Annotated in this window: 28 protein-coding genes and 1 riboswitch; of the genes, 3 read left to right on the top strand and 25 right to left on the bottom strand. The window is 46.8% G+C overall.

Annotated elements, in window-relative coordinates; translation table 11 throughout:
• Positions 1 to 15: 15 nt before the first annotated feature.
• The 13 genes from AOA56_RS09745 to AOA56_RS09685 all read right to left on the bottom strand — a co-directional run bounded on the left by AOA56_RS09745 (position 16) and on the right by AOA56_RS09685 (position 13,655).
• Positions 16 to 1,074, bottom strand: a complete 1,059-nt coding sequence (locus AOA56_RS09745) for a helix-turn-helix domain-containing protein (protein WP_053769557.1) — start codon at positions 1,072 to 1,074, stop codon at positions 16 to 18.
• 109 nt (positions 1,075 to 1,183) lie between these two features.
• A complete protein-coding gene (locus AOA56_RS09740) occupies positions 1,184 to 2,809 on the bottom strand; it encodes an ABC transporter ATP-binding protein (protein ID WP_048621431.1) in 1,626 nt (541 codons plus the stop codon).
• Positions 2,806 to 3,354: a TetR/AcrR family transcriptional regulator gene (locus AOA56_RS09735; protein WP_024732015.1), complete on the bottom strand. Its 549-nt coding sequence runs from the start codon at positions 3,352 to 3,354 to the stop codon at positions 2,806 to 2,808. The genes AOA56_RS09740 and AOA56_RS09735 overlap by 4 nt, the downstream gene beginning before the upstream one ends.
• A 129-nt stretch (positions 3,355 to 3,483) precedes the next feature.
• The gene (gene nrdR, locus AOA56_RS09730; protein ID WP_024732014.1) at positions 3,484 to 3,939 is read right to left on the bottom strand and encodes a transcriptional regulator NrdR; all 456 of its coding nucleotides are present in this window, start codon (positions 3,937 to 3,939) and stop codon (positions 3,484 to 3,486) included.
• 80 nt (positions 3,940 to 4,019) lie between these two features.
• Positions 4,020 to 4,277 carry a PRC-barrel domain-containing protein gene (locus tag AOA56_RS09725; protein ID WP_024732013.1) on the bottom strand — a complete coding sequence of 86 codons (258 nt, stop codon included), beginning with the start codon at positions 4,275 to 4,277 and terminating at the stop codon, positions 4,020 to 4,022.
• Positions 4,278 to 4,449: 172 nt separating this feature from the next.
• On the bottom strand, positions 4,450 to 5,643 hold the full coding sequence (locus tag AOA56_RS09720) for an ABC transporter permease (protein WP_048621429.1): 1,194 nt from the start codon (positions 5,641 to 5,643) through the stop codon (positions 4,450 to 4,452).
• Between the two features lies 1 nt (position 5,644).
• Positions 5,645 to 6,433 carry an ABC transporter ATP-binding protein gene (locus tag AOA56_RS09715; RefSeq protein ID WP_034594377.1) on the bottom strand — a complete coding sequence of 263 codons (789 nt, stop codon included), beginning with the start codon at positions 6,431 to 6,433 and terminating at the stop codon, positions 5,645 to 5,647.
• A 276-nt stretch (positions 6,434 to 6,709) separates the two neighbouring features.
• On the bottom strand, positions 6,710 to 7,537 hold the full coding sequence (gene thiD, locus AOA56_RS09710) for a bifunctional hydroxymethylpyrimidine kinase/phosphomethylpyrimidine kinase (protein ID WP_053769556.1): 828 nt from the start codon (positions 7,535 to 7,537) through the stop codon (positions 6,710 to 6,712).
• A 98-nt stretch (positions 7,538 to 7,635) separates the two neighbouring features.
• A complete protein-coding gene (locus AOA56_RS09705; protein ID WP_053769555.1) occupies positions 7,636 to 8,301 on the bottom strand; it encodes an HAD family hydrolase in 666 nt (221 codons plus the stop codon).
• Positions 8,302 to 8,337: 36 nt separating this feature from the next.
• Positions 8,338 to 8,979, bottom strand: coding sequence for a thiamine phosphate synthase (gene thiE, locus AOA56_RS09700; protein ID WP_053769554.1), 642 nt, complete (start codon positions 8,977 to 8,979; stop codon positions 8,338 to 8,340).
• A complete protein-coding gene (thiM, locus tag AOA56_RS09695) occupies positions 8,966 to 9,784 on the bottom strand; it encodes a hydroxyethylthiazole kinase (protein WP_024732009.1) in 819 nt (272 codons plus the stop codon). The genes thiE and thiM overlap by 14 nt, the downstream gene beginning before the upstream one ends.
• A gap of 112 nt (positions 9,785 to 9,896) precedes the next feature.
• Positions 9,897 to 10,006, bottom strand: a riboswitch (TPP riboswitch).
• Positions 10,007 to 10,147: 141 nt separating this feature from the next.
• On the bottom strand, positions 10,148 to 11,884 hold the full coding sequence (locus tag AOA56_RS09690; RefSeq protein ID WP_053769553.1) for an ABC transporter ATP-binding protein: 1,737 nt from the start codon (positions 11,882 to 11,884) through the stop codon (positions 10,148 to 10,150).
• Positions 11,877 to 13,655 (bottom strand): ABC transporter ATP-binding protein, encoded by a 1,779-nt coding sequence (locus AOA56_RS09685; RefSeq protein ID WP_048621426.1) that lies wholly within the window; start codon positions 13,653 to 13,655, stop codon positions 11,877 to 11,879. The genes AOA56_RS09690 and AOA56_RS09685 overlap by 8 nt, the downstream gene beginning before the upstream one ends.
• 155 nt (positions 13,656 to 13,810) lie before the next feature.
• On the opposite strand from AOA56_RS09685, the gene AOA56_RS09680 reads away from it, so the two are divergent.
• A complete protein-coding gene (locus AOA56_RS09680; RefSeq protein ID WP_024732007.1) occupies positions 13,811 to 14,359 on the top strand; it encodes a prolyl-tRNA synthetase associated domain-containing protein in 549 nt (182 codons plus the stop codon).
• Positions 14,360 to 14,393: 34 nt separating this feature from the next.
• The gene (locus AOA56_RS09675) at positions 14,394 to 15,575 is read left to right on the top strand and encodes a metallophosphoesterase (RefSeq protein WP_053769552.1); all 1,182 of its coding nucleotides are present in this window, start codon (positions 14,394 to 14,396) and stop codon (positions 15,573 to 15,575) included.
• 133 nt (positions 15,576 to 15,708) lie between these two features.
• Here the strand turns inward: AOA56_RS09675 and AOA56_RS09670 are convergent, their stop codons facing one another.
• From AOA56_RS09670 to AOA56_RS09620, 11 genes are all read right to left on the bottom strand, one after another.
• Complete coding sequence (locus AOA56_RS09670; protein WP_053769551.1) at positions 15,709 to 16,827, bottom strand: ABC transporter permease subunit; 1,119 nt, start codon at positions 16,825 to 16,827, stop codon at positions 15,709 to 15,711.
• Positions 16,824 to 17,699, bottom strand: a complete 876-nt coding sequence (locus AOA56_RS09665) for an ABC transporter ATP-binding protein (protein WP_024732004.1) — start codon at positions 17,697 to 17,699, stop codon at positions 16,824 to 16,826. Before AOA56_RS09665 ends, AOA56_RS09670 begins: the two co-directional genes overlap by 4 nt.
• A 12-nt stretch (positions 17,700 to 17,711) precedes the next feature.
• Positions 17,712 to 18,485 (bottom strand): hypothetical protein, encoded by a 774-nt coding sequence (locus AOA56_RS09660; protein ID WP_024732003.1) that lies wholly within the window; start codon positions 18,483 to 18,485, stop codon positions 17,712 to 17,714.
• Complete coding sequence (locus tag AOA56_RS09655; RefSeq protein WP_053769550.1) at positions 18,473 to 19,012, bottom strand: RNA polymerase sigma factor; 540 nt, start codon at positions 19,010 to 19,012, stop codon at positions 18,473 to 18,475. Before AOA56_RS09655 ends, AOA56_RS09660 begins: the two co-directional genes overlap by 13 nt.
• Positions 19,013 to 19,148: 136 nt before the next feature.
• Positions 19,149 to 19,823: a GntR family transcriptional regulator gene (locus AOA56_RS09650; protein ID WP_270521948.1), complete on the bottom strand. Its 675-nt coding sequence runs from the start codon at positions 19,821 to 19,823 to the stop codon at positions 19,149 to 19,151.
• A 12-nt stretch (positions 19,824 to 19,835) separates the two neighbouring features.
• Complete coding sequence (locus tag AOA56_RS09645) at positions 19,836 to 20,924, bottom strand: DUF871 domain-containing protein (protein ID WP_053769549.1); 1,089 nt, start codon at positions 20,922 to 20,924, stop codon at positions 19,836 to 19,838.
• A 25-nt stretch (positions 20,925 to 20,949) separates the two neighbouring features.
• Positions 20,950 to 21,399 (bottom strand): DUF3284 domain-containing protein, encoded by a 450-nt coding sequence (locus AOA56_RS09640; RefSeq protein ID WP_048621419.1) that lies wholly within the window; start codon positions 21,397 to 21,399, stop codon positions 20,950 to 20,952.
• A gap of 17 nt (positions 21,400 to 21,416) precedes the next feature.
• The gene (locus tag AOA56_RS09635; protein ID WP_024731998.1) at positions 21,417 to 21,608 is read right to left on the bottom strand and encodes a hypothetical protein; all 192 of its coding nucleotides are present in this window, start codon (positions 21,606 to 21,608) and stop codon (positions 21,417 to 21,419) included.
• 16 nt (positions 21,609 to 21,624) lie between these two features.
• Positions 21,625 to 21,939: a PTS sugar transporter subunit IIA gene (locus AOA56_RS09630; RefSeq protein ID WP_048621418.1), complete on the bottom strand. Its 315-nt coding sequence runs from the start codon at positions 21,937 to 21,939 to the stop codon at positions 21,625 to 21,627.
• Between the two features lie 80 nt (positions 21,940 to 22,019).
• On the bottom strand, positions 22,020 to 23,414 hold the full coding sequence (locus AOA56_RS09625) for a PTS sugar transporter subunit IIC (protein WP_024731996.1): 1,395 nt from the start codon (positions 23,412 to 23,414) through the stop codon (positions 22,020 to 22,022).
• A gap of 33 nt (positions 23,415 to 23,447) precedes the next feature.
• Positions 23,448 to 23,750, bottom strand: a complete 303-nt coding sequence (locus AOA56_RS09620) for a PTS sugar transporter subunit IIB (RefSeq protein ID WP_024731995.1) — start codon at positions 23,748 to 23,750, stop codon at positions 23,448 to 23,450.
• A 331-nt stretch (positions 23,751 to 24,081) separates the two neighbouring features.
• Between AOA56_RS09620 and AOA56_RS09615 the strand changes: the two genes are divergently transcribed.
• Entirely contained in the window at positions 24,082 to 25,407 is a 1,326-nt protein-coding gene (locus AOA56_RS09615; RefSeq protein ID WP_053769548.1) for a 6-phospho-beta-glucosidase, read from the top strand.
• A 12-nt stretch (positions 25,408 to 25,419) separates the two neighbouring features.
• On the opposite strand, the gene AOA56_RS09610 is transcribed toward AOA56_RS09615, so the two are convergent.
• Complete coding sequence (locus AOA56_RS09610; protein ID WP_048621417.1) at positions 25,420 to 25,692, bottom strand: hypothetical protein; 273 nt, start codon at positions 25,690 to 25,692, stop codon at positions 25,420 to 25,422.
• Positions 25,693 to 25,751 lie beyond the last annotated feature (59 nt).

Below are 25,751 nucleotides of genomic sequence, written 5' to 3'. Positions count from 1 at the left end.
TCCTTCAGCATTCTGTCACTTCCTGTATTCTGCAAGAATCTTTTCGAGTTCCGGATTCTCTTTCAAAAAATCATACTCTTTTTTCGTTTCAATTTCAGAAATGAATGCCCGTACAAAACTCTCTCCAGCAGCAGATCCCGCTTTCTCCTGCCTGGTACCGGCATATCTGTAATATAATGGGCTTGCTTCCATGTCCCACGGTTTTCTTGCTTCATCCAGCGCCTCTCGTATCAACCTGATACTCCCTTCGCTGTCTTTCCGATATAAAGCAAGCAACAGATGCGGCACAACTCCGCCATACTTCCACATTCCGCACAAGGATATTATTTGCTCCGCAAGATCCGCAATCTGTTCTGCCTCTTGACGATTTCCCGTCGTCTCTTCTATTTCAATCAGCTTATACAGATAGTTTTGAAGCGTTGTCGCTGTCTGCATCAGTTTCCCTTCTAAAAAGAGAGCCGCGGCGCCTTCCCCTTCCTTCCGGATCAAAACATTCGTTTTCATAATCGTTGTATCAATGGTAACATCCGGAATTTTGGCAAGATAAGCATCTGCTTTCTCATATTCTTCCATTTGTGTGTATTTCACAGCCAACATATACTCACTGGACATTCTGATCTTTTCATTCGTGCTTTCTGCCGTCCGCTCAAGCCAGCCAAGAATACTGGCATCGTATTCCCGCCTCCTTTTGCTGTCTGTCTCAGAAAGTATCAACGCACTATTCAGGACTGTGGAAACCGTATAAATCAACAGCTCGCACCGTGGATATTCATGTATTTTCTTTGATGCCATTTCAAACACCGTATCGATACTCTCTTCCAATACTGCTTCAGAAAGCTCATTAACAAACTGTCCAATCTCCCTGTCTGTCAATTCTTCCCGGAAAGAAAACAGCTCGTTCATATCCATCTGTAATAATCTGGCAAGTGCCGGTAGTGTAGAGATATCTGGATAAGAATTTCCTTTTTCCCACTTATTAACGGCCGAGGCAGAAACTCCCAGGGCGTTTGCAACCTGCTCTTGTGTAAGCCCCACACTTTTTCTATAATTTCTGATCTGCTCACTTATATTCATTTTCCGTACCTCCTGTCCATAATTTTATTATATCCTCTCCAAGGCAGGTTTTACAACTGAGCAGCCCTCTCATTTCTATTACAGAAAATGAACCATTGGTTATATTGTTCTATTCGCCCAGGCGAATCACCTGACCGCATAAATTCTGCTCTACAGCTTTGTGTGAGATCATCAAAATCGTATGATTTTCCGCAAGTTTGGTCACTGTCCTCATCACATCTGCCGCCGTCGCCTCGTCTAATGCGCTCGTAATCTCATCCAACAGAAGGACTTTCGCATTTTTCAAAAGTGCCCTTGCTATCGCTATCCGCTGCCTCTGTCCACCGGAAAGGTTACTTCCTCCCTCCTTCAAAATCGTCTCATACCCTTGCGGCAGGGACATGATATAATCATCTATCTCTGCGTCCCGGCACGCCTTTCGAATCTGATCCATATCCGGATTTACCAGGGCAAAATTGTCATAGATTGACATATGGAACAGATACGGCTGTTGTGAAACACAAGTCACCAGTCCTGCGTACGTCTCCTTCGGATAACACCAAATCTCGTTTCCTCCGACGCGAATCGTTCCAGAATCCGGTTTCTCAAACCGCAACAGCAAATGAAAGAACGTACTTTTTCCACATCCGCTTGGTCCAGAAAGCGCTGTCAGGGTATTGGGCAAAATCCTGACGCTGTAATCGGAAAAGATCGGTTCCTCTCCATAAGAAAATCCCAGATGATTCATCTGGATGTCATAGTCTTTACTCTCCACCACTACCTCTGTCTCTGTCATCTCGTCCTCCTTTTTCCGCATAAAACCATCGTACCGGTCAATGGAAACATGTTTGATCCGCAGTTCTCCAAGGGCGGTGACAAGGTCGCTTAAAGATGTAAACATCGTACCAAAATAGGACTGGATGATGAGCACCGTATCGATCCCAAAGACTCCGTGCAAACACTGCCAGCATGCATAGATCATCAAAACGATCTCCATACACATCGTAATGCTCGGATTTAAAATATTGCTGATGACTCGGTTCCGAATCTGCTTGTTATGTACATCGATATATGCCTCGTTAAGTCTGCGGTACTTTGTGTGCAGGGGAGCCAGCATCTGAAAGATTTTAATTTCTCTCATTCCGGAAAGAAGTTCTCCATAAAAGCGAGTTTCATCGTCTCCTTTCTGTTTCCCTTCCTTGGTCAGCTTCTCATATTTTTCATTATAAATATTCAAAATCCAGATCACCAGGGCATTGACCAAAAATCCGACAGCCATCAGCCCCAGACTAATTTTCGCCAGAACGACGATAGAAACTGCAAAGGAGAACAACAACAAAAGGGCCTCTGAAAGCCAGGTTCCGAATTCTGCCAGAACTCTCACATCCCCATTGACCAGATTCAAAAGTTCTCCCTTATTACAGACAGCAAAGGTCGTCATTTCAATCCGGTCCAGCTTCTCCACCATCTGATCCTGAAGTTTTCTGTACACATCATTATAAAGTCTCCGCTCTACCATAAGACTTATAATCTTGAACACCTTCGAACAAATCTTCAAAAGGAAATAGATCACCATCATCAGCATGACCCGGTTCGCATCTCCCTTGGACAAGCTGTCAATCGCCATACTGAACAACAGGCTCACAAACAGATACGGTCCATTTGCCATTATAGAAGACAGCACAAGAAAAACCGAAATTTTCCTGTCTGCCTTTGTCACCTGAAAATAACGTCGGATAATTTGTAAATTTTTCATTGTAAAAACCTTTCTAACGCATGATGTAAAAGTCCCTGGATCTCCTCCTCGCCGAGCGTCATGTTCCCTCCATAAAGCTGCGTGGCAATTCCATGGGCATAAAACCGGATATCCCTGTAAAGCTCCTCACTCTCCCGTATAGAAATCCCGAACTGTTCAGCGGTACATTTAATCGTCTCTCTGTTCCAGGGCGAATCAATTACTTCCCGGACTGTCCTGGAATCAAGAAGGGGATTTACAAACAGTGCTCCGAAAAAATGATGCTCCATCCTTGCAAAATTAATATAAGCAAAGCTGATCGTAAACAGGTAATCCTCTTTTTGCACATACCGATTAAGAAACGCACTGTAGTACTCGTCAATCCAGCGCTTAACCTCCATTTTCAAGTCTCTCATGTCCTGGAAGGACTGGAAAATAGGCATTGTAGAGCAGTTCAGCTTCTTCGCCAGAGCTCTCGCATTTAAGCTGTCAATCCCCTCCTCGTGAACCATATCAAATGCTTTTTTCAAAATCAGTTCTCTTGTGATCCTCTTTTTAGGCGGCATCTTACTTCCTCCTTTAAATATCTATTGTTATATAACATTAGTTATTATAAGGGTATTTTTCTGTTTCGTCAATAGTTTTATGAGATATAAATCAAGGGAGACACTTCCTTACAAAGTATCTCCCTTCACCTATTTCTTATCCAGTATACTCTTTAATTCTTCCATAAACGTATTGACATCCTTAAATTCACGATAGACAGACGCAAAGCGCACATATGCCACTTCGTCCAGATCTTTGAGCTTGTGCATGACGATCTCACCGATCACTTTGCTTGGGATCTCTTTTTCTTCCCGATTGAAAATCTCTGTCTCGATCTGCTCCACTGTCTTTCGGATCACCTCGGCCGGCACCGGTCTCTTATAACATGCCTGGAGGATGCCCTTTTCGATCTTTCCCCGGTCGTACTGCTCCCTATTGTTATCCTTTTTAATCACAATCAGGGGAATTGTTTCTACTTTTTCATAGGTCGTAAAGCGCTTGCCACATGTATCGCACGACCGCCTTCTGCGGATCGAAGATCCGTCCTCTGCTGGACGGGAGTCAATCACTCTTGTGTCCGGATTGCCGCAGTATGGACATTTCATCTGAAGTACCATCCTTTCTCCAAAATCTGGTATCAGTATACCATCTTCCGGTAATGACGGTCAACAGATCGTACCCAGAATTACCTGCACTCACAGAGAAATTTTTCTTCGCAGATATCCACAAGGATGATATCCGGTCCTACCTTACAGATACACTCAAACGGGATCACATATTCACTGTCATATCCGAACAGACCACAGAGTCTCCCAGGCCCCGGCACAACAATCGCCTGCACGCACCCTTTCTTCATATCCACTACGAGATCTACCACACAGCCAAGTCTCCTGCAGTTCCCTGTGTTGATGACTTCTTTTTCTCTCAGATCGCAAAGTCTCATCCGTCTTCCCTCCTATCGCCCCGGCCGCAGCAAATCGGCCGCCAGGGTTCCTGATAAACCCTGACGTTAGATCGTAGCCAATGCAAAAGCGCATATGCCGGTCTTATCACCAGCATATGCGCCATATTGTCTTTTGTTTCCCGCCTGCATTCGGATTTCTGAGTTTCCATGTTTAGAGGTTCATAACCTTTTCACTTTCAAATGCTTTTGCAATGACTGCGGTCAGTATTCCTCCAAGAACGAGGGTCATAGCAAGGGTCACACCATACTGTGCCATCGTCACTTCCGATGTGAGGATGCCTTTGAGCGCCAGCGCTGTGTTATAAAACGGAATCAGGTAATCTTTCATGCCAGCCTCTCTTGTCGTAAACATGGTCATCATACCGATCACCAGTACCACCATGTAGGCTGGGGTAATATAGGTACTTGCCTCTTTTAAATCTCTCGCAAAGACGGAGAGCAGAATGACAATGGCTGAATAAAGAAATGCTATCGCTACCAACAGCACGCCAATCATTACGATCTGTTCCGGTGTAATCTCAAGGTCAAGACCACTGTCTCCTCCCAGTATCTTCGGGAATGTAGCTCCCATCACCACGATGTAGATCACCGAGGAGATCCCAGAAATCGTCATCAGTGCAAAGACTTTGCCGAGTACAATGGATTTTCTCTTGACCGGAGTCACAAGAAGGCTCGCCATCGTGCCTCTCTCTTTTTCTCCCGCGATCATATCGGTTCCGATCCCCATCGCGCCTGCAAAGAGCAGGATGGTGATGAAATACGGCAGCATCATTCCAAGCGCCTTGCCGCTCGCTTTCTGATCGTCCTGAACAACCATGTCTTTATTATCACTGTTGACTGTAAATACCTGAAGCTCGTTCATGTCCGTCACTCTCTGGGAGAGCAGTACCTGACGATACGCTTCCAGCGACTGATTGGAGATCAGCTCATAAGCACTGGAAGAATAATCTTCGGACGGATTGTAATAGGTCTTAATCTGCGGCACCTCGTCTCCCTGCCGATATCCTTGAATCAGGGAATCGAAATTTTCCGGGAATTCAATAAAGAGATCCGCGTCTCCTTCCTTGAGCATAGACATCACATCGTCGCGCTCTGCTTCCGTCTCAACGGATTTCACATCCATGTGCAGGTCCGAAGCATCCAAGAAAGCCGTAAAGCTCTCCGGCTCGTTCATCATGTATACAATGGACTCATGGTTTTCGATGTCTTCCATCTGACGGCTGGTAAGATTGCCTACCAGCGCCATAATCCCGACCATGATCAGGACAGGAAGCAGGAAAACAGAAAAGACCATCTTTTTATCTTTAAATATTCTTGCAAGCTCTTTCTTATAAATCGTTCTCATCCTATGCTTCCCCCTTTACGCTTTTAAAGTATTGGAAGAAAGCATCTTCCAGATCCTGTGTCCGCGTCTCGTCAAGCAGCTCCTGAAGGGTTCCCTCTGCTCTCTTCTTCCCATCGATAATAATGCCGATCCGGTCGCAAAGCTTCTCCGCCTCGGACATGATATGTGTGGAAACAATAACAAGCTTTCCTTCTTCTTTGAGCTTCCTTAAATAGTCTGTGACACCTCTTGCAGTAATAATATCAAGTCCGTTAGTCGGCTCGTCAAAGATTACCACTTCCGGATCGTGAACCAGGCTGACAGCGATTGCTGCCTTCTGTTTCATACCGGTGGAAAGCTCCTTGATCTTTTTGTGGGCGAAATCACTGATTCCAAAATATGTAAAGAGCTCTTCCTTCCTGCGTTTAATCTGCGCCGGTGCGATCCCTCGAAGTTCTCCAAAGAAATCAAACAGATAATCCACGGAAAACTGTGGGTCCAGCTTAATATCGCTGGTCAGAAATCCGATACTCTTTCTGACTGCTTCTGAATGTTTCTGTACCTCATTGCCATTCACAAAGATCTCTCCCGACGTCGGCTTGATAATCGTCGCGATACATCGAAGTGTCGTCGTCTTCCCTGCCCCGTTCGGCCCCAGAAGTCCGTAGATCTCTCCTGCTCTTGCCGTCAGCGTCAGGTGATCTACCGCAGTCTTCTTCGGATTCTTGGTGTGAGATTCCTGCATCTGCTTTTTGTTCAGCTTATAAATTTTGGTGAGATCACGGATCTCGATCTGAACACTCTCATTCATAGCCTTTTCCTCCATATGCCTAAAATTGTAATGATTTTTCTTAACTCTTTACCATAATTGCATTTCTTTTCTCTTCTGTCAAGCAAAATCTTATAACAATTTTACCCCCCCCCCCGGAAATTTTTGTCAAGTACTTTCATTTACTTTTATGAAGGAATACGTTCTACTTCTTTATTCCGCGTCTTATCGTATCTACAAGTACACACAATACGATTACGATCACCATATCAGGCAGAGTATTTCCGAGTGGAATCTCTACGTTTCCCATTCATATACTCACGCCTCCATACTTCCACAATCCATGGATTCTTTCCGGTACTCTCCTGTAATGGCAAAGGCATGGTCCATTGGCCCGCTTCCTTTCCCCAGGTCGAGCATGGCACCCAGGGCTCCGGAGAGATAATCTTTCGCCCTTCTTACCGACTCCTCCATATCAAACCCTTTCGCCAGATTAGCCGCAATTGCGCTTGACAGGGTACATCCTGTTCCGTGAGTGTTGGGATTGTCAATCCGTTTTCCATAAAACCAACGGCAGTGTTCATCCCTGCAGAGCAGATCATTGGCGTCATTCAGCTGGTGTCCGCCCTTTACCAGAACCGCGCACTGATATCTGCTGCTGATATTTCCGGCAGCTTGCACCATATCCTCCTCTGTGTGGATCTTCATTCCTGACAGTACTTCCGCCTCCGGGATATTCGGAGTGATCATGTCCGCCATCGGCAGGAGCCTGCCCTTCAATGTGTCAATCGCATCGTCGCTGATCAACTTTGCTCCACTTGTCGCCACCATCACCGGATCAATCACGATCTTTTCAGCGCGGTATTGTTCCAGTTTTTCAGCAGTTGCCATAATCAGCTCCCCTGAAGAGACCATGCCGATTTTCACTGCGTCCGGCCGGATATCTGTGAAAATACTGTCTATCTGCTGTTTTAAAAATTCAGGAGATACCTCCATAATCCCTGTCACGCCGGTCGTATTCTGTGCAGTCAGTGCAGTAATCGCACTCATGGCAAACACACCATTTGCGGTCATTGTCTTGATATCTGCCTGAATCCCGGCGCCTCCGCTGGAATCGCTTCCGGCGATTGTCAATGCTGTTCTCATCTTTCAACATCCTTTCTTTTTTACTTCCTCAGCATTCTTTTCTATCGCGACAGAAAGTGGTGCCCCCGGTCTGCCGCTGGAAACACATGCCGTTCCTCTTAGAAGACCGTCGACGCTCTTTCCCAAAACCATTCAAAACGTTCCCAGCCTGTCAGGTAAAGATCCGCCTCCTTCCGGATCTTTCCCTGATCTTTTTCATTTGACCTGTCGTACATCCCGACTGTCTGAAATCCAGCCCTTTTTGCTGTCCGTAGGGCATGGAGCGCATCCTCAAAAATCCATGTTTCTTTTGGATTCGTATGAAGAAGACGCTCCGCCGCAAAGTAGACGTCCGGACGGCTTTTCCCCCATCCGGTTTCCGAGCAGGTGCAGATTCCCTCAAAGTATGAAAGAACGCCCAATCTGTCCAACGCCGCTTCCGCGTTTTCCCGGTCACCGGATGTAGCGATCGCCATCGGGATGTTTCTCCTGCAAAATTCGTTGACATAAATCTCCACGCCTGGTTTGAGTAAAACCTGATGCTCGTAAAATTCTTTCAGCTCCTGGTTGATTCCTCTCACCACTTCTTCCGGCTTCCACTTTAGTCCATAATGGTCAATCAGATACCTTGCTGCCTCCTCCAGGCTCATCGGAGACAAAATCTCCCCAAGATCTGCTTCTGCAGAAATTCCCAGGTGTTTCAGATACATCTGCCCCAGATTTTCCCATGCGGACATCGAGTCCAGAAGAACCCCATCCACATCAAAGATGGCCCCTTTTATCATATGCACTGCCTCCTTTCACCATTGAGCGGATTCCCTTTATATGATACCGAGCGCTTCCATGCTCTTTTCTTTTAAACTCCTTGCCGCTTCTTTCGTATCTTTCTCGGCAAAAATCGCGCTGATGACCGCAATCCCACAAATTCCACTGTCATTCAGCTCTTTTACATTATCTTTTGTAATGCCTCCGATGGCAATAACCGGAATCTGAACTGCCCTGCAGATCTCCCGTAGCGTCTGGTGATCCACTTCCACGGCATCCGCCTTGGAACCTGTCGGGAATACCGCCCCCACACCAAGATAGTCGGCGCCGTCCCTCTCTGCCCGGACCGCCTGCTCCACCGTTTGAGCCGAAACCCCGATGATCCGCTCATTTCCAAGCCTCTCCCTCGCCTTTTTGACCTCCATATCGCTTTGTCCTATATGAACGCCGTCCGCATGGATCCGGGCGGCAATCTCTACATTATCGTTAATGACAAACGGTACATGGTATTTTTTACAAAGCTTCTGGATTTCCTGCGCCTCTTTTAAAAATGCGGTATCCTCCAGTCTCTTCTCCCGTAGCTGGACAAAGGTCACTCCTCCCTGAATCGCATGTTCAACCTCCTCATACAGCGTTTTGCCGCCCAACCAGCTTCGGTCTGTCACCGCATAAAGCAAAAGTTTATCAGCGTACTTCATATTTTGCTCCTCTCTCCAGATCTTCTCCTGTCATCTGATAGACTGCATCAATAATCCGGTTCCGGTAAGTAGCGTTCCCGTCTCCCTCCTGCATCCGGCTCCATCCGATCTCACCTGCCAGCCCCATGATACACACGGCTGACGCGGCTGCCTCAAGCGGTTTCTCCTGATTTGCTGTCACATAAGCCGTCATCATTCCTGATAGCTGACACCCTGTCCCTGTAATCTTACCCATCTCTGGTCTGCCGTTTCGGATCACATAACAGATTTCCCCATCAGAAACGAGATCAATAGCGCCAGTAACCGCAATGATACAACTTGTTTTTCTGGCAAAATTTTTCACAAAAGCAATCGCGTCATTCAGCGTTTCCTCTGTCACCGCGTCCGCCACATCTGCGTCCACACCCTTTGTCGTCCCACTACCATAAGCAAGTGTTTTGATCTCAGAGATATTTCCACGAATAACTGTCAATTTAATTTCCTTCATAATCCGAAGCGCCGTGTCGGTACGAAGTCTGCTCGCCCCCGCTCCGACCGGATCCAGCAGCACCGGATGTCCCAGTTCATTTGCTTTCTTCCCGGCAAGTAACATCCCCTCTATACTTGACTGATGCAAAGTTCCGATATTGATATTCAGCCCGCCGCAGACTGACGTGATGTCTTCCACATCTTCCGGCTCGTCTGACATGATCGGGCTTCCGCCACAGGCCAATAGAATATTGGCCACGTCATTGACTGTAACATAATTCGTGATATTGTGTACTAAAGGTACATTCTTTCTCACATTGTCCATACATTCTTTCATCGTCGCACACTCCTTTGCTCTGGTATGGATCACGGCACAAGTCAGAGGAAACCCGGACTGTGGCTTATCGCTCATACAAAAAGCGGGTATCCCAATCAGGGTATACCCGCATAAACAATTTCTCTTCCTTCCCTACGTTGGCATTACCCAAATCAGGTCTCGGGTCAAAGCCTCCAGCTTACTCTCAGCCTGCTTCCTACGCAAGCTCCCCGTCATCATCTGTTCTTTTGTGTCGTGCCGGAGTCTCCTCCGGAAAGCGTTTGTCAGTTCCTACAAATATTATGTTAGCACTTTCAACGCAAAATTGCAATGGTCCGCACATGAGATTCTGTCTCCGACGTGACGATTCCCATCCCGTATTATCTATGCAAACTGACTTTCATATAATTGTCTGTAAAATCCATTCTGTGCGAGCAGCTCTTCGTGCGTACCTTGCTCGATTATATTTCCATCTTTCATTACAAGGATCCGATCCGCCGTGCGGATGGTCGAAAGGCGATGCGCCACAATAAAGCTGGTCCTTCCTTCCATCAGCTTTTCAAACGCTTTCTGAACCTGAATCTCCGTCCTGGTATCAATAGAGGACGTCGCCTCGTCCAAGATCAGGACAGGCGGCAGACGCAGCATGACTCGTGCGATACAAAGAAGCTGCTTTTGTCCCTGGGAAAGATTGCCGCCTTCTTCGGAGATTACAGTGTCATACCCGTCCGGCATCCTGGTGATAAAGCTGTGGGCGTGAGCCTCTTTTGCCGCATGAATGATCTCCTCTCTTGTGGCCTGCGGATTTCCATATGCAATATTCTCCGCAATCGTGGCGGATTTCAGCCAGGTTTCCTGGAGCACCATCCCGTAATTTTCTCTCAGGCTATCCCGGGTGATGTGGCGGATATCCTCTCCTTCCATACGGATCACACCCTCATCCACATCATAAAAACGCATCAGCAGATTAATCAATGTCGTCTTTCCGCACCCTGTCGGCCCGACAACGGCAATCTTCTGTCCCGGCTTCACCTCCAGATTCAGCCCTTTCAAAAGCGGCACTTCCTTTTTATAAGAAAATCCGACATGTTCCAGTTTCAGATTTCCTTTGGCATCCGTCAGAACCACGGCGTCCTGATCGTCTTTTGTCTCCGGCTCCTCCTCGATAAAATCAAATACCCGCTTTGCACAGGCAAGCGCGTTCTGAAGTTCGGTCACGACGCCGGAAATCTCGTTGAACGGCTTCGTATACTGGTTCGCATAGGTCAGAAAGCAGGAGAGCTGTCCTACACTGATGGCTCCTGTAATAGCACTTAACGCGCCTCCGATCCCCACGCCCATGTAGACCAGGTTATTCACAAACCTGGTACTTGGGTTCGTAATCGAAGAAAAGAAAATGGCTTTCAGACTGTACGTCTTAAGCTTCCCGTTTATCTCATCAAACCGTCCGCAAGCCGTACTTCCATAGCCAAACGCCTGGACAATCTTCTGATTTCCCACCATCTCATTGACAAGAGACGTCATATCCGCTCTCGTCTCAGACTGTTTCCGGAACATCTGATACGTCCGCTTGGCTATAAATCCAGCCACAAAGAAAGATAACGGTGTGAGCAGTACGACAATCAGCGTAATTTTAATATCGATGGTGAGCATGAAAATCAAAGTCGTCACAATCGTCACCACGCCGGAGAAAAACTGGGAAAATCCCATCAAAAGTCCATCTGAGAACTGCTCCACATCCGTAATGATCCGGCTGATCGTATCACCATTTGCGTGACTGTCTATATAAGAAAGGGGCAGCTTTTCCAGCTTCTTAAAGGCTTTCAGCCGCACATCCAGCACTACCCGGTAAGTGATCTGGTTGTTGCAAAGATTCATCAGCCACTGTCCCACTCCCGTAATTACAATAATAATGGCAAGATTCCTTAAAATACCGGCAATTTTCCCGAAAAGCACCTGATCTCTTCCGATAATATAATCAATTGCGTCTCCTACCAGGATCGGAGCATACAACGTCAGCACCCCTGTCAGAACCGCAAACAGGAGGGAAAGGATCACATAGAACGAATAGGGTCTGATATAGCAGAGTACTTTCTTCCACGTACTGTTTGTTTTATGCATGACGTCCCACCTCCTTTTCTGAGAGCTGAGAGAGGCAGATTTCTCGATAGACCTCGCACGTTTCCATCAGCTCTTCATGTGTACCGATTCCGACCAGCTTTCCATCATCCATGACCATGATTCTATCCGCCTGCATAACGGACGCCGCCCTCTGGGATACTACAAAGACGGTCATATCTTTCAAATCCCTGACTGCTTTACGCAGCCTTGCATCTGTGGCAAAATCAAGAGCAGACGCACTGTCATCCAGAATCAAAATTTGTGGCTTCCTTACAAGGGCACGGGCGATTGTAAGCCGCTGCCTTTGTCCGCCCGAAAGATTCTTGCCTCCCTCGTTAATCATGGTATCTAAACCATCCGGTTTCCCTTCTACCACTTCCAGTGCCTGAGCTCTTTTCACGGCCTCCATGATCTCCACATCGTCCGCAAGTTCGTTACCAACTCTCATATTATCCCGAATAGTTCCACGGAACAGCACTGCCCGCTGCGGTACCATTCCAATTTTCTGTCTTAATTCTTCTATTTTATAGTCTCGGACATCCCGTCCATCTACAGTCACACTACCTTCCGTCACATCATAAAACCTCGGTATCATCTGGACAAGGGTGGATTTTCCGGAACCGGTTCCTCCGATAATTCCAATCATTTCCCCTTGTTTCACAGAGAAATTCAGTCCTGTAACTGCATAGACCTTGCTCTTTGGATACGCAAAAGACACCTGATGAAAAGCCACGGCCTCCTTGACCTTTGTAACCTCTTTTTCTTTCATCATTTCCTGTACGGACGTCTCCCGGCCAGCTAACTCTTCCACAGACGGATCCTGGATGGATGGCTCAAGATCAAAGACTTCATTGACACGGTTGGCGCAGGCCAGTGCTTTCGTAAAGCTGACAATCAGGTTGGACAATGCCACTAATGCGGTAAGAATCTGGGTCATATAATTGACCAGGGCAATGACCTCTCCCTGGGTGACGCCCCCGGCATAGGTCTCCCGGCCTCCAAACCAGACGATCGCAATGGTCGCCACATTGACAATGATATAAGTGGCAGGATTTAAGAGGGCAGAAATCTTTCCTACCAGCATCTGCGCCGCCAGAAATTTTGTGTTCTTGGCCTTAAATTCCTCCCGCTCCCTTGCCTGCATTCCAAAGGCCCGGATAACCCGGATCCCCTCCAGATTTTCTCTGGTGGAAAGCAGGATCCGGTCCAGCCGTTTCTGCACCTGGCGGTACAGCGGAATGGACACTACCATGATCCCGTAAATCACAAGGGATAAAAGCGGCACTGCCACAACAAAAATCAGCGCCAGCTTTACACTGATCGTAAAAGCCATCAGCATTGCTCCCACCACGATAAACGGAGATCGCAGAAAAAGCCGGAGCACCAGATTAACGCCCGACTGCACCTGATTAATATCACTGGTGATTCTCGTCACCAAGGTAGAACTTCCCGCGCGGTCAATCTCCGCATAGGAAAGACTCTGAATGTGCCGAAACATGTCATGCCGCAGCGCCGTTCCAAACCCCACCGATGCTTTCGCCGCAAAATACTGGGCAGTCAGGGAACAGGACAGCCCCAGCACCGCAAATAAAATGAGGATACTGCCCATTCTTAAAATATATCCCGTATCCCCGTTCCGGATTCCGATATCAATCATGTTCGCCATAATCAAAGGAACCACCAGCTCAAAGCAGGCTTCCAGAAGTTTAAACAGAGGACCGATCATACTTTCCTTCTTATAATCCTTCAGATACTTCAGTAATTTTCTCATTTCCTTTTTTCTCCTAAATTCATACTTTCTTTATTATAAGGGGTGTCCCATGCCTCCGCAAGCCTATAATCTTAATTCTTTTGGTACAGTCTTGTCTTTTTTTCTGTTTCTTTTTATACTGTAAAAGAAAATCATTTTTATCAGGAGGTTTTACGATGAGTATCACTGTACATACAACCCATTTTAACGCACGTCCAGACTGTGGAGACCGTCTGGAGAAAGAGGCTCATGTCTACGAGCTTCTGGACCGCCTGGGAATTTCCTATGAAGGAGTGGATCACGATACCGCAAATACCATCGAAGACTGTGAAGCTGTAGAACAAGAACTCGGCGTCAAGATCTGCAAGAATCTGTTTCTTCGTAACCGTCAGAAGACCACCTTTTATCTCCTTTTAATGCCGGGAGACAAAAAATTCGTGACAAAGGATCTCTCCGGGCAACTGGGAATCTCCCGCCTTTCCTTCGCGGAACCGGAATTTATGGAACAGTATTTGAATCTTACACCGGGGTCCGCAAGTGTTTTGGGGCTGATGAATGACCCCGGTCTGGATGTGACTCTTTTGATTGATGAGGATCTCCTTACAGATGAATATATCGGATGCCACCCTTGTATCAACAGTTCTACGCTCAAAATCCGCACCAAAGACATTCTGGACGTCTTTTTAAAACATACCGGACATCATCCGACGTTCGTGCGTCTGTAATGTGTCACTGTTACAAAAGATTGGAGAATTTGTTATGATTGCAGTTTATTTACTTCCGGTATACCTGCTTGTCAATGGATATCTGCTGCACCGGATTTTTACCTGGCTTTCCGCCATCCACCCTGTATTTCGTAAAAAGGCGGTGCGGATTGTCCTCGGAATTGTCTACCTGTTTGTGGCCTTTTCTCCCGGCATCGGCTTTCTCACGCCTCCGGGAGAGGCACAGCGGTTTTTAAAAGGTCTTGGCTACTACTGGATGGGAATAATGCTCTACATGGTGCTCGTTGTCGTTGCCGCCGATCTCATCCGGCTTGTTCATACAAAAATTCGGAAAAAAACTTTCACCCGGCTGCGTCCGGCTCTTGCCGGGGCGCTCTGCCTGATCCTCATCACAGCGGTCAGCATCTACGGGATGGTGAATGCCCGGTGGATCCGCATAACGCCTTATCAGGTAAAGGTGGAAAAACAGGCCGGGGATCTGGACTCCTTAAAAATCGCACTGGTAGCGGATCTTCACCTTGGTTACAGCGTGGGAACCGCACAGATGCGGCAGATGGTGGATAAAATCAACGCACAGAATCCGGATCTTGTCGTCATTGCAGGAGATATTTTTGACAATGAATACGAAGCGCTGGACGATCCACAAGAACTGGCTTCCACACTCGCTGATTTGGAGAGCACATACGGCACCTACGCCTGCTATGGAAACCACGATATCCAAGAGCCGATCCTTGCTGGATTCACCTTCCACCAGGATGGAAAAAAGATGAGCGATCCCCGGATGGATACCTTTCTTAAGCAGGCCGGGATCACCCTGTTACGGGATGAGACGATCGAGATCGATCATGCCTTTTACCTGTGCGGCAGACCGGATTATGAACGACCAGGCCGGGGCATTGACACCCGCAAAACACCGAAAGAGCTCACCGAAGAGCTGGATCTGACGAAGCCTCTCATCGTCATCGACCATGAGCCACGGGAGCTAAATGAACTCTCCGAGGCAGGAGTGGATCTGGATCTTTGCGGACATACCCATGATGGACAGGTCTTTCCCCTCACCCTGATTACCGACATGGTGTGGGAAAACGCCTGCGGCTACTTAAAGAAAGGTTCCATGCATAATATTGTCACCTCCGGAGTGGGCGTCTTCGGACCAAATATGAGAGTAGGTACCAAAAGTGAGATCTGTATGATTGACATACAGTTTTTATCATAAAAAGAATCCTTTTTGGCAGGATTCTCCGCCTGCGGCGGGTCGCTTCACTGGTAGCTTCCACTCCGCCGCAGTGCGTTTTTTATTTCATAGGAACGCAGTTTCCTATGAAATAAAAACCATCAGGCGCACCCTTTTATGAGCGCACCTGATGGTTTTTGAATCCAAAATAAGAACAGACAGCACAGACCGGGGTGAAACAAACTGCAGCCACGATTTCCATCTGATAGACCTGAACAGTGTGACCTCCGATCTGATATGCCGGAAGCGCAAATACTTTGGCAGGTGAAACGAGATTCCCCGGACATAGTTCCAAGAGATGATTGAGCCACGGAATATCCCACACTCCCCACAAAAAGATCGGCAGAACAAAAAATGCCAATGTAACCAGAACACTGATAAAGGAGGACGTTCCAAGTGCCGAAGCAGCCAGAGCAAAACCGATCAGCATCATAATGGCCCCCAGTCCCAGGCTGATCAGAATTAAAAGTGCTTTCCAGTATGGTAATGCAAACGGCGCCATACCGATCATCCCTGTGGCACACAAATGGGCATCCACTGCAAATCCATCTGTCCCGAAATATCCGATCGTAACCAGTACGATAAACGCAACCGTTCCGATCAGAATGGTAACCGCAGTCAGAAAGGAGGCCAGAATCTTGGCCCGCGCACACCGCGTCTTCCCATAACGGGATGACAAAATCAGGGAGTCCATACCGGACGTGTATTCATCTGAAAAAACCGGGGCGATCATCACGATCAGAAGAACCGCCGCAAACAGTAAAAACGTGGTGACATAGCTAAGCATCATGTCCATACCGCTTGTAAAGCCTCCCTGCATCAATCCCTCTTGCCCAGGATAAACCTGATCCGCGGGAAGATGGTTGTAATTTCCATCCGCATCAGTAAACACCTTTGCCACGGCAGCATAAAAGCCATTGGCGTACCGATAATGCACGTCATCTTTCATCTGGTTCTCATCCGTAAACTCCCCAAGGATTCTTGCGTTCTCCTCCAGAATTTCCTGGACATCCTGATCGGAAAGCGTACCGTAGCTTTCTGCCAGCTCCTTTTCATACTGAACTGCTTCCCTGCCTTTTAGCACATCTCCCTCGGAAGTCAGAATCGAAGAAAACCGGTTCGGATTTCCTGCGTAAATCATAAAAAGCAATACCACACCGTAAATCAAAAGCAAAACTAATACAAATTTACGCCGAAACAATTTCTGTATCTCCAGTCTAACAAGCGAAATCATCGTTTGTCCTCCTCTCTTTGAAAATCATACAGGTAAATATCTTCCAGAGACGGCTGTGCCTCCTTTGCCCCTTTTACAGGACAAATATCCGAAACAATCCGCAGAAGACATCCTTGCTCTTCATTTTTCAAATTGCCAACTGTAAAGTGGCGTTCCATCTCCGCAACCGCCTCAAACGGCACCAGACATTCCCATACTTTCCCTTCCAAATCTTTCAAAAGTGTCTGCGGCTTCCCGCACCGGATCAGCTTTCCCTGCTTCATCACCAGAATCTCATCAGCAATGTACTCGATATCCGACACAATATGGGTGGACAAGAGCACGATTTTATCCTTAGAAAAGGAGCTGATCAGGTTGCGAAAATGCACCCGTTCCTTTGGATCCAGTCCGGCCGTCGGCTCATCCAAAATAAGAATCTTCGGATTATTCAGCATCGCCTGGGCAATTCCCAGTCTCCGTTTCATCCCTCCGGAAAAAGTTTTGATCTTTCTGTTTCTGTCATCAGTAAGCCCCGTCACATCCAGAAGTTCCTCAATCCGCCGCTTCGCCGCATGCTTGTTCAGCCCTTTTAAGGCAGACATATACAGTAAAAACTTCTGTGCAGTAAATTCCGGATAGTAACCGAAATTCTGCGGCAGATATCCAAGAAGGCTTCGGTATTCTTCCCCCATTTCCTGGATTTCCCGGCCATCCAGAGTAATTTCTCCGCCGCTTCTTTTTTGAATGAGACAGACAAGTCTCATCAGCGAAGTTTTCCCTGCTCCATTTGCTCCCAAAAGTCCGTAAATCCCCTCACGCAACGTCATATTAATATGATCTACCGCAGTCTTTGTTCCATATTGTTTTGTCACATGCGTCAGTTTCAGTTCCATGTGTTCTCCTTTCTATTCCATCAGTTCTTCCCATACCAGTTCGCCATTCTGTACACACTGGAAAAACTTCTTTCCATTCATCACGAGGCTCCCCAAAAGCACCGCCAGAAGTACAAAAAGCAGCACCGCTGTCTGATCACTCTCCAACATTCTTTGAAGGTCATCTTTGACATTCCACATACCAATGACAACACAGACTCCCATCAGATCAATCCCGATGATCCCATATTCCGCCTGACGGCTGCGGATTTTTCTCAATAAGAAGAAGGACAGTGAACTCACTGCCAAAAACGGCAGACAAATCCACAGTTCAAAATCTACAAAACTTCCGCTCTCCACTCTTGTCATCACCGCACCCAATCCAAGAAGGACGCCAAAGGCAAGACCAAGCACAATCATCTTCAGCAGCAGAAGCTCCCTCAGATTATAGTAGCAGGACTGCTCCATCTCCCACATGCCCTCTGAAAAACTCCTGGCTAGTTCCGGTACAAGAAAGATACCAGGAAGCGGGGCAAGTATTGAACATAGTGCCAAAGTATTCTGATAGGAATTATGAAGCGCCATCAGAACGCCCACCGCACAAAAAAAGAGAAGCCCTCCCCAGGTCCACCTGGAAATATACCCCGCACTCTCCCACATCCGCACTAAAAGCGGACGTGACGGAAGGATCACCTGATGACTGATTTCTTCCATCATACGTTCCTTGCATGCCGCTACCCTCTTTGGATCCGGCACCGGCTTCTTTTGTTCTTTTAGTAGCTGTTCCATTTCTTTTATCCGTTCCATCTGAATCCCTCCTCTTCCAAAATCTGTCTCAGCTTTTTCAGGCTTTGACGAATCCTGCTTTTCACAGCCGTGACCCTTTCTCCCGTCACATATGCAATTTCTTTTGCGGTCAGTCCATGGTAATACGAAAGATCCAGCACTTCCCGTTGTTCTTCCTTCAACTTTTCCATCGCCTTTTTGATCGTCACCTGCTCCGACACCCTGTCCGCAAAATCCTCTTCTCTCAGTGTCTCTTCGTACTCTTCCTCGTATCCAACCTCACTCTCTGATTTCTTCCGGAAAAAGTCAATGCATACACTTCTTGCGATTCCAAAAAGATAGGCCCGGAATTTCTTCTGTTCCACATATCGGTTCAGATAACGGATGACTCGAAGAAAGGTCTCCTGGGTACAATCATATGCCGCACTCTCCCGCCTTGTTTGGGAATAACAATATTGAAAGATGTCCTGATAATATTCTTCAATCAGTTCATTCATCTGCTCGGGCTCACCGGAGAAGATGCGTTGTATTCGTTCTCTGTCTGTCATAATCGTGGCCTCGTATTTTTATCGTAAAACGTCTTACATATTATATAACGAATCAAGAGAAGAAAAAGAGCCAAACAAAACAAAAAAAGAGGAAAAATTCCTCCGCCTCTTACGGCATCAGAAATTTTTCCTCTTATTATAATGTCATCTCGATGACTTTTTCGTTCGGATTATGGTACATTTTCACAATCGCAACAAGCTCGCCCACCTGATTATGAATCTTACATTCCACCATAATAATCGGCGTATTCATCTCCAAATTCAGAAGATTACTGTATTCCGGCGGCACCAGAATTGGATAAAAACGCTGTGTCACCGTCCCGTCCACAATATATCCGGTCATATCCAGCATCTCATCCAGATCTTTCATCCCCATGGAGTGAACATGAGAATACGGATAATAAATCTCCTCGATCGTAACCGGCCGATCATCTTCCATCATCAGTCGAACCGCACAGATCATCAAGTCTTCCTGCGTAATCGAAAACAACGCCGCATATTCCGGCTCCGGCCGCACATTGAAGTAAATCAGACGGTAATTTGCATTCTCCTGCTTTACAAAACTGTCCACCGTCGTATTCTTCCTGTGCAGAGCCTGATCTGAGACAAAGGTTCCCCGGTTTTTATTCCGGTAGAGATAGCCCTCCGCTACCAGCTCATTAACCGCCCTGCGGACTGTCATCCTGCTCACATCGAATTTTACTGCCAGCTCGCGTTCCGAATCAATCGGCGTACTGACTGACTTGTCCCTGATATCCTCCATCAGGCGTTCTTTTATTTTCAAGTATATTGGTGCGGCCAATCTTCTCACCCTTCCTGTCGCTTAAGATTTTATGAAGCCAAACTTCCTCCATGGTTCCAGGTAGTCAAGAAGCATCCGCTCATTTGCCGGAAGGTGCCCGATCACATTTTTCCGGCCGTCATTTTCCATATCCATAAGTACGATCTGAAGTTCTCCCTTGTACCGGTTGTACTCATCGTTGACAATGACCACATCGCCACGTTTCATGTCCCTGGTATTCCTTGCCGGAACCTCCTGATCCGCATACAGGACACGAGGCTGTGTACTTCGGGCCATAAAGTCGCTCATGTCTCCCCTGACAAAATGAAGTGTTTCATATAAAATCTTTTCTTCTGTACAGGAGAGAGTATACTCTCTTTCCATGCGAAATGTCAACAATGAGGGATCCAGAAGTGATAAATTTCTAAGCTCTTCCTCTGAAGCATAGCAGTTGGCGATCAACACATCGTCCACGAGTCCTGTAGCAAACAGATGTCTGGCGGCCGTGTCCACCGGAAGATCCCGGTGCATCTCCAGAGTACACAATCCATCATTCACCGGCCACGGTCCGAAAGCATTCGGTTCCTGAGAACTTACAAACGCCGCTACCGGGAGCCCCAGCTTTTGAATCTCCCTGCTGCATTTTTCAAAATGCCGGTACCCAAGTCCAGTGTACCGTTGCGGATAGAAGTTGTGGCAGGTCGTCAGGTTTGCAGTCTTCGGACAATGGCTCATAATATTTTCCAAATATCGGTTTCCAAGGCTTGCATTCATTTCAATCTTCAGATTCTGGGGATTATATGTCATAATGGATTCTGCCAGAGAGTCAAATCCCTCATCCAGACGGATTCCGTCCGCATGGATCTCACTGAAAAACGACAGATCATCATAAGTCACTCCAAGTCTCTTCAGCACAACAGGCGCCACATCCAGGATGACCTCCATCCCAAGCCGGTGAGCAAAATCAATCTGCCCCCGAAACTCCTTACCTATTTCCTCCCGGCTTTTTGTAACGCTCAACAAACAGGAAAATATCCTGCTGCACCCGTACTTTGCCGCCATCTCCATATACGCCCGGTCCCGCTCCGGCGTCGTATGCTCCGGATAAATTGAAATACCAATTCGTGCCATGTGTCTTCCTTCCCGTTCCATCTGCCTATGCCTGATCTCTGTTTTTGATAATATAGTCCTCCATGGCATGGAACATCTTTTTCGTCCTTTTCTTTGCACTTCTCCTGTAGAGAGCTCCGATAATACGGTAATTCAGATCCTGAGATTTGGTATCTCCCTCATAGTCTTCCAAATAAAAGACCTCAATTCCACTCTCCGGTGCCTCCTCCAGCCGGTACTCAATCCGATTGATCCCACTGGCAGAATCAAAAGACGCTGAATATCGGTACGGCGGATCATATTCCGTCACTGTGATCCGCACGTCTCCTTCACGCCCCACTTTGTTTTTCATCTTCTTTGTATAATGATACCCTTTATGAATCTGTTCCCGTTTCACATCTCTTCCCGTCGCACTTTTGATATCATAAAGCACGGACACCATCATCTGGGAAAAGAATTCTTCCGCCGTTACTCTTAGCTTCTCTCTGATTTCCATTCTGTCTCAACCTCTGTCTATTTCTGATCGTCCCTGCTCCGCTCTTTTTTCCAGTAGATCAGACTGATCAGGATGATCGCCAGCCCCGTGACAATCAACGACATCGGCTGCTCCACCTGAGGGGACAACATGATAAAGATCATGCCGATCACCATGAAAAAGACCGCCCAGGAACCTTTCTTCTCGTTCTTCTTTCTGCCTGTACCCATATCCGCACGCTCCGGCTTATTTTGTGTAAATCTTTTCGCTCAGTACAATAAACTTCTCAGCAAGAATCTTGAAATTTTCCGCACTCATCAACTGGTCTTCCGCATGGACAAGAACAAGGATGATCTCCGTCTTCTCTCCTGCTGCTTCCTTCTGAATCAGATCCGCATGGGCTTCATGTCCTTTTACGAAAAACTGATTCCCTTCTTCGATCTTTGCTCTAGCTTCATCAAATTTTCCTTCTGTCGCCAGATCTATCGCCTCTACATAACTGCCTCTTGCCATTCCTACATTTGAGATGATCTCAAAGCAGATCATTTCGATACCATCCATCTGAATTTACCTCCTGAAATCGTTTTCTTTTTACCAGAACGGCAGGGGACAGCCTCCCCTGCCGAAATTCTGTCTCTTACTTATTGTTTATTTTCCATCCTGTTTGCCAGCATGACAAACGGAACCCAGATCAGTACGGCAACCGCAAGACAGATCAGGGAAACCACGCCTGCCATTACACTGCCACCCGTTCCGAAGAAAGCATACAGACCGACCGGCATTACCCACGGCACCTGAATGTATACCGGCGGGATGATGTGCGCTGCTGTAAATACATATCCGATCACAGAACATACCGGAGCTGTAATCAGCCATGGAATCAGGTATACCGGATTGAGCACGATCGGAATACCAAAGATCACCGGCTCATTGATATTGAAGACTCCCATCGGAAGCGCAAGTTTCGCAATCTCTCTGGAATCTTTTTTCTTGGAAACAATAAAGATCGCAATCAAAAGTGCCAGGGTCATACCGGAACCACCAGCCATCGCATACGCATTGATTGACCCACGTGTCCAGATATATGGCATATCCGCTGTAGACTGTGTTTCGTTCCAGATTCTTAAGTTCTCAAGAAGAGCCGGGGTATAGATTCCTTCCGTTACCGGAGCCAGAATATTATCCCCGTGCAGTCCGAAGAACCAGAACAACTGAATCAGGAACATCATCAGAACGACGCTTCCGAGCCCCTGTGAAAGACCAAGCAGCGGCTTCTGAATCCATTCTACGATCAAGTCGTTCGGATACAATCCTGTAAACTGTACGCTGATCTGTGTCAGAATACCAAACACATAAATCGCAACGATACCCGGGATAATCGCCGCAAACGCATTGCTGACCGCAGGCGGTACAGAATCCGGAAGCTTGATCGTCACTTTCTTCTGCATCAGTTTCACATAGATCATCGTCGACAGCAACCCTACAATCAAGCAGGTAAACAGACCGCTGGAACCCGTATAGGCTTCGCCCATATAGCCCCATCCGCTGACATTCTGAAGTGCAACCGCACCTTCACTTTCAATGACGTCCAGTCCTGCCGCTTTCAGAGAATCCAGTGAGGATAAGTCCACACCGTTTAATATGTAATTAAATACGGCATTTTGATTCATACAGGTTACGACAGCGGAGAACGCAATAACAGCACCCGCAATCGGATTGACGTCGTACGACTTCGACAAATGGTATCCCAACGATATCGTAAAAGCGATACCAAGGACTGTGATGGAACCGAAGTATACGTTTCCATTGATAGCAATAATCGGATCCATCGCCGCAACAAAACCATTTCCCTCTCCCAGCCACTCATTTGGCAGGTCACGTAAAAATACGTTTAACAAGACTGCAATACTTCCGACCATGGTAACCGGCATGATAGCAATAAAGCCGTCACGTATCGCAATCAGATGCCGCTGGCTTCCGATCTTGGCAGCCATCGGCATAAAATGTGTTTCCATCCATTGCATGAAAGCATTCATACTTACCTTACCCTTATCCTTTCAAATCTTGTCCTATTTCCCCAGGATTTCAAGAGCCTGATCCAGAACCTTTTCGCCATTCATGGAGCCATACGCTACCATATCAATGACAGTAACCGGCTTATCCCCGGCGATCCCTTTCATTTTATTCTCCAGGAAACGAACCTGAGGCCCAAGCATCATAATATCGGCCTTCTCAATATTAGCGGCAGCCTCCGCATCTGCAACAGCCCAGATCTCGGCTTCAATTCCACGTGCTTTTGCGGAATCCTTCATTTTGTTCACCATGAAACTTGTTGACATTCCTGCTGAACATACGAGTAAAATTTTTACCATAATTCTCTTCCTCCTTCTTTGCATTTTATGGTCTGCTATGGTCTATACCACTCTGTCGTTAATCATACCACATCATACAAATTTATTACAATTCCTTTTTCCTTTTTTCATGAAAATAGTCATTCTGCACAGAATACTCCTTGTTTTTCCGTTTAAAAAGCCCTTGTTTTTAGCCATTTTTGTGCGTTTTTCACAACTGAAAAAGATTTTTTCGTTTTCCATGGAAAATTTCCGGGCAAAGTGTTATCATGGTATATACCGTATTGGAATGGTCGCCAGTATGGTCTAACCACTTTCTATGATTTTATATTTTTGGAGGTGTTTATTTCCCATGAAGAAAGATTCCGTTAAAATCGTCACGATCGGAGGAGGATCAAGCTACACTCCGGAGTTAATTGAAGGATTCATCAAACGTTACGATACATTGCCGGTACGCGAGCTCTGGCTTGTGGATATCGAAGCCGGACGGGATAAACTGGAAACCGTCGGCGCTCTTGCAAAACGTATGGTTGAAAAGGCCGGCGTTCCAATGAAAATTGTATTAAGTTATGACAGACGCGAAGCATTAAAAGACGCCGACTTTGTCACCACCCAGATGCGGATCGGCCGTCTGCCGGCCCGGATTCTCGATGAACGGATTCCATTAAGCCACGGCATGATTGGACAGGAGACAAACGGCGCAGGCGGTATGTTCAAAGCATTCCGTACGATTCCGGTCATCCTTGACATTGTAAAGGATATCCAGGAACTCTGCCCAAACGCATGGCTGATCAACTTCACCAACCCGGCAGGCATGGTGACAGAAGCTATTCTTCGTCACACTAATTTCAAGAAAACCATCGGTCTTTGCAATGTCCCGGTGAATATGGTTGCCGGATTTGCGAAAATGCTGGGTGTGGAAGAAAAGGACGTCACCATGGAGATTCAGGGCGTCAACCACTTCATCTTTGCTACCGATGTATTTGTAAACGGCGAGTCTCGTTTCCAGGAGCTTCTCGATAAATACGCACACTTGAGCGCCGAGGATACGATCCAGATGAAGAACTTTGTCTCCCTTCCATACTCGCCGGCATTTATCGAAGGACTGAGCGCAATCCCTTGCCCTTACCACAACTACTACTTCTTCACAAAAGAACAGTTAGAAGAAGAGCTGGAGCAGTTTAAGACCGGGACCGTTCGCGGTGAAGTCGTAAGCGAAACAGAAAAAGAGCTTTTCGAGCTCTACAGCCATGAAGAACTGGCAGAAAAGCCAAAGCAGCTTGAAATGCGCGGTGGCGCAAAATATTCCGACGCCGCATGCAACCTGATCCAGTCCATCTACAATGACACCGGAGATATCCAGTATGTCAATGTCAGAAACAATGGTACGATTCTCGACCTCCCGGCGGATTCTGCTGTCGAGGTGGCATGCCGGATCACAGCCGACGGCCCGAAGCCGCTCGCTACCGGAGAATTAAAACTTCCGATCAGCGGCTATGTACACATGATCAAAGCATTCGAGCGTATGACAATCGAAGCGGCCGTAAGCGGAGACAGAAATCTTGCTGTTGCCGCCATGAACTTAAATCCACTCTGCCCGAGCGATGAGCTTGCAAATATCGTAGTGGACGAGCTTCTGGAGGCACATAAAGAATATTTGCCACAGTTTTTTAAATAGGTAAAATCCGAATTAAAAATCTCCATATCGACCTGGTACATCCTGTTGATATGGAGATTTTTTCATATCTGATTTCTCACCATAGGCCGCTCTTTGTTCTTTGGAGAAAAAACGTCTGTTGTTCTTTTTCAACGAAAGCTTTACGCTCTTATCCATCTGTCGCTCATTTGCATACTTTACTTCCACAATCATTTCGATCTTGTTATCATTCGCATCATTCAGAATGAGATATAGTAACCAAACATTTTCCTGCTTGAAAATAAGTTCTCTACACAGATCAACCAAAATCTTGAATTCCAACTGGCAGCATTTGGGGGGATCCCGTTTATCATTTATTTACATAT

It is taken from the genome of Sellimonas intestinalis, assembly GCF_001280875.1.
Taxonomy (GTDB): domain Bacteria; phylum Bacillota; class Clostridia; order Lachnospirales; family Lachnospiraceae; genus Sellimonas; species Sellimonas intestinalis.
The sequence above is the reverse complement of the archived record's forward strand: the minus strand, read 5'-3'. Positions and strand labels throughout refer to the sequence as shown.

What these genes read in the sequence shown, in the direction of transcription:
- AOA56_RS09745 (WP_053769557.1), bottom strand. Translation starts at nt 1,074, where the DNA reads ATGAATATAAGTGAGCAGATCAGAAATTATAGAAAAAGTGTGGGGCTT.
- AOA56_RS09740 (WP_048621431.1), bottom strand. Translation starts at nt 2,809, where the DNA reads ATGAAAAATTTACAAATTATCCGACGTTATTTTCAGGTGACAAAGGCA.
- AOA56_RS09735 (WP_024732015.1), bottom strand. Translation starts at nt 3,354, where the DNA reads ATGCCGCCTAAAAAGAGGATCACAAGAGAACTGATTTTGAAAAAAGCA.
- nrdR (WP_024732014.1), bottom strand. Translation starts at nt 3,939, where the DNA reads ATGAAATGTCCATACTGCGGCAATCCGGACACAAGAGTGATTGACTCC.
- AOA56_RS09725 (WP_024732013.1), bottom strand. Translation starts at nt 4,277, where the DNA reads ATGAGACTTTGCGATCTGAGAGAAAAAGAAGTCATCAACACAGGGAAC.
- AOA56_RS09720 (WP_048621429.1), bottom strand. Translation starts at nt 5,643, where the DNA reads ATGAGAACGATTTATAAGAAAGAGCTTGCAAGAATATTTAAAGATAAA.
- AOA56_RS09715 (WP_034594377.1), bottom strand. Translation starts at nt 6,433, where the DNA reads ATGAATGAGAGTGTTCAGATCGAGATCCGTGATCTCACCAAAATTTAT.
- thiD (WP_053769556.1), bottom strand. Translation starts at nt 7,537, where the DNA reads ATGAGAACAGCATTGACAATCGCCGGAAGCGATTCCAGCGGAGGCGCC.
- AOA56_RS09705 (WP_053769555.1), bottom strand. Translation starts at nt 8,301, where the DNA reads ATGATAAAAGGGGCCATCTTTGATGTGGATGGGGTTCTTCTGGACTCG.
- thiE (WP_053769554.1), bottom strand. Translation starts at nt 8,979, where the DNA reads ATGAAGTACGCTGATAAACTTTTGCTTTATGCGGTGACAGACCGAAGC.
- thiM (WP_024732009.1), bottom strand. Translation starts at nt 9,784, where the DNA reads ATGAAAGAATGTATGGACAATGTGAGAAAGAATGTACCTTTAGTACAC.
- AOA56_RS09690 (WP_053769553.1), bottom strand. Translation starts at nt 11,884, where the DNA reads ATGCATAAAACAAACAGTACGTGGAAGAAAGTACTCTGCTATATCAGA.
- AOA56_RS09685 (WP_048621426.1), bottom strand. Translation starts at nt 13,655, where the DNA reads ATGAGAAAATTACTGAAGTATCTGAAGGATTATAAGAAGGAAAGTATG.
- AOA56_RS09680 (WP_024732007.1), top strand. Translation starts at nt 13,811, where the DNA reads ATGAGTATCACTGTACATACAACCCATTTTAACGCACGTCCAGACTGT.
- AOA56_RS09675 (WP_053769552.1), top strand. Translation starts at nt 14,394, where the DNA reads ATGATTGCAGTTTATTTACTTCCGGTATACCTGCTTGTCAATGGATAT.
- AOA56_RS09670 (WP_053769551.1), bottom strand. Translation starts at nt 16,827, where the DNA reads ATGATTTCGCTTGTTAGACTGGAGATACAGAAATTGTTTCGGCGTAAA.
- AOA56_RS09665 (WP_024732004.1), bottom strand. Translation starts at nt 17,699, where the DNA reads ATGGAACTGAAACTGACGCATGTGACAAAACAATATGGAACAAAGACT.
- AOA56_RS09660 (WP_024732003.1), bottom strand. Translation starts at nt 18,485, where the DNA reads ATGGAACGGATAAAAGAAATGGAACAGCTACTAAAAGAACAAAAGAAG.
- AOA56_RS09655 (WP_053769550.1), bottom strand. Translation starts at nt 19,012, where the DNA reads ATGACAGACAGAGAACGAATACAACGCATCTTCTCCGGTGAGCCCGAG.
- AOA56_RS09645 (WP_053769549.1), bottom strand. Translation starts at nt 20,924, where the DNA reads ATGGCACGAATTGGTATTTCAATTTATCCGGAGCATACGACGCCGGAG.
- AOA56_RS09640 (WP_048621419.1), bottom strand. Translation starts at nt 21,399, where the DNA reads ATGGAAATCAGAGAGAAGCTAAGAGTAACGGCGGAAGAATTCTTTTCC.
- AOA56_RS09635 (WP_024731998.1), bottom strand. Translation starts at nt 21,608, where the DNA reads ATGGGTACAGGCAGAAAGAAGAACGAGAAGAAAGGTTCCTGGGCGGTC.
- AOA56_RS09630 (WP_048621418.1), bottom strand. Translation starts at nt 21,939, where the DNA reads ATGGATGGTATCGAAATGATCTGCTTTGAGATCATCTCAAATGTAGGA.
- AOA56_RS09625 (WP_024731996.1), bottom strand. Translation starts at nt 23,414, where the DNA reads ATGAATGCTTTCATGCAATGGATGGAAACACATTTTATGCCGATGGCT.
- AOA56_RS09620 (WP_024731995.1), bottom strand. Translation starts at nt 23,750, where the DNA reads ATGGTAAAAATTTTACTCGTATGTTCAGCAGGAATGTCAACAAGTTTC.
- AOA56_RS09615 (WP_053769548.1), top strand. Translation starts at nt 24,082, where the DNA reads ATGAAGAAAGATTCCGTTAAAATCGTCACGATCGGAGGAGGATCAAGC.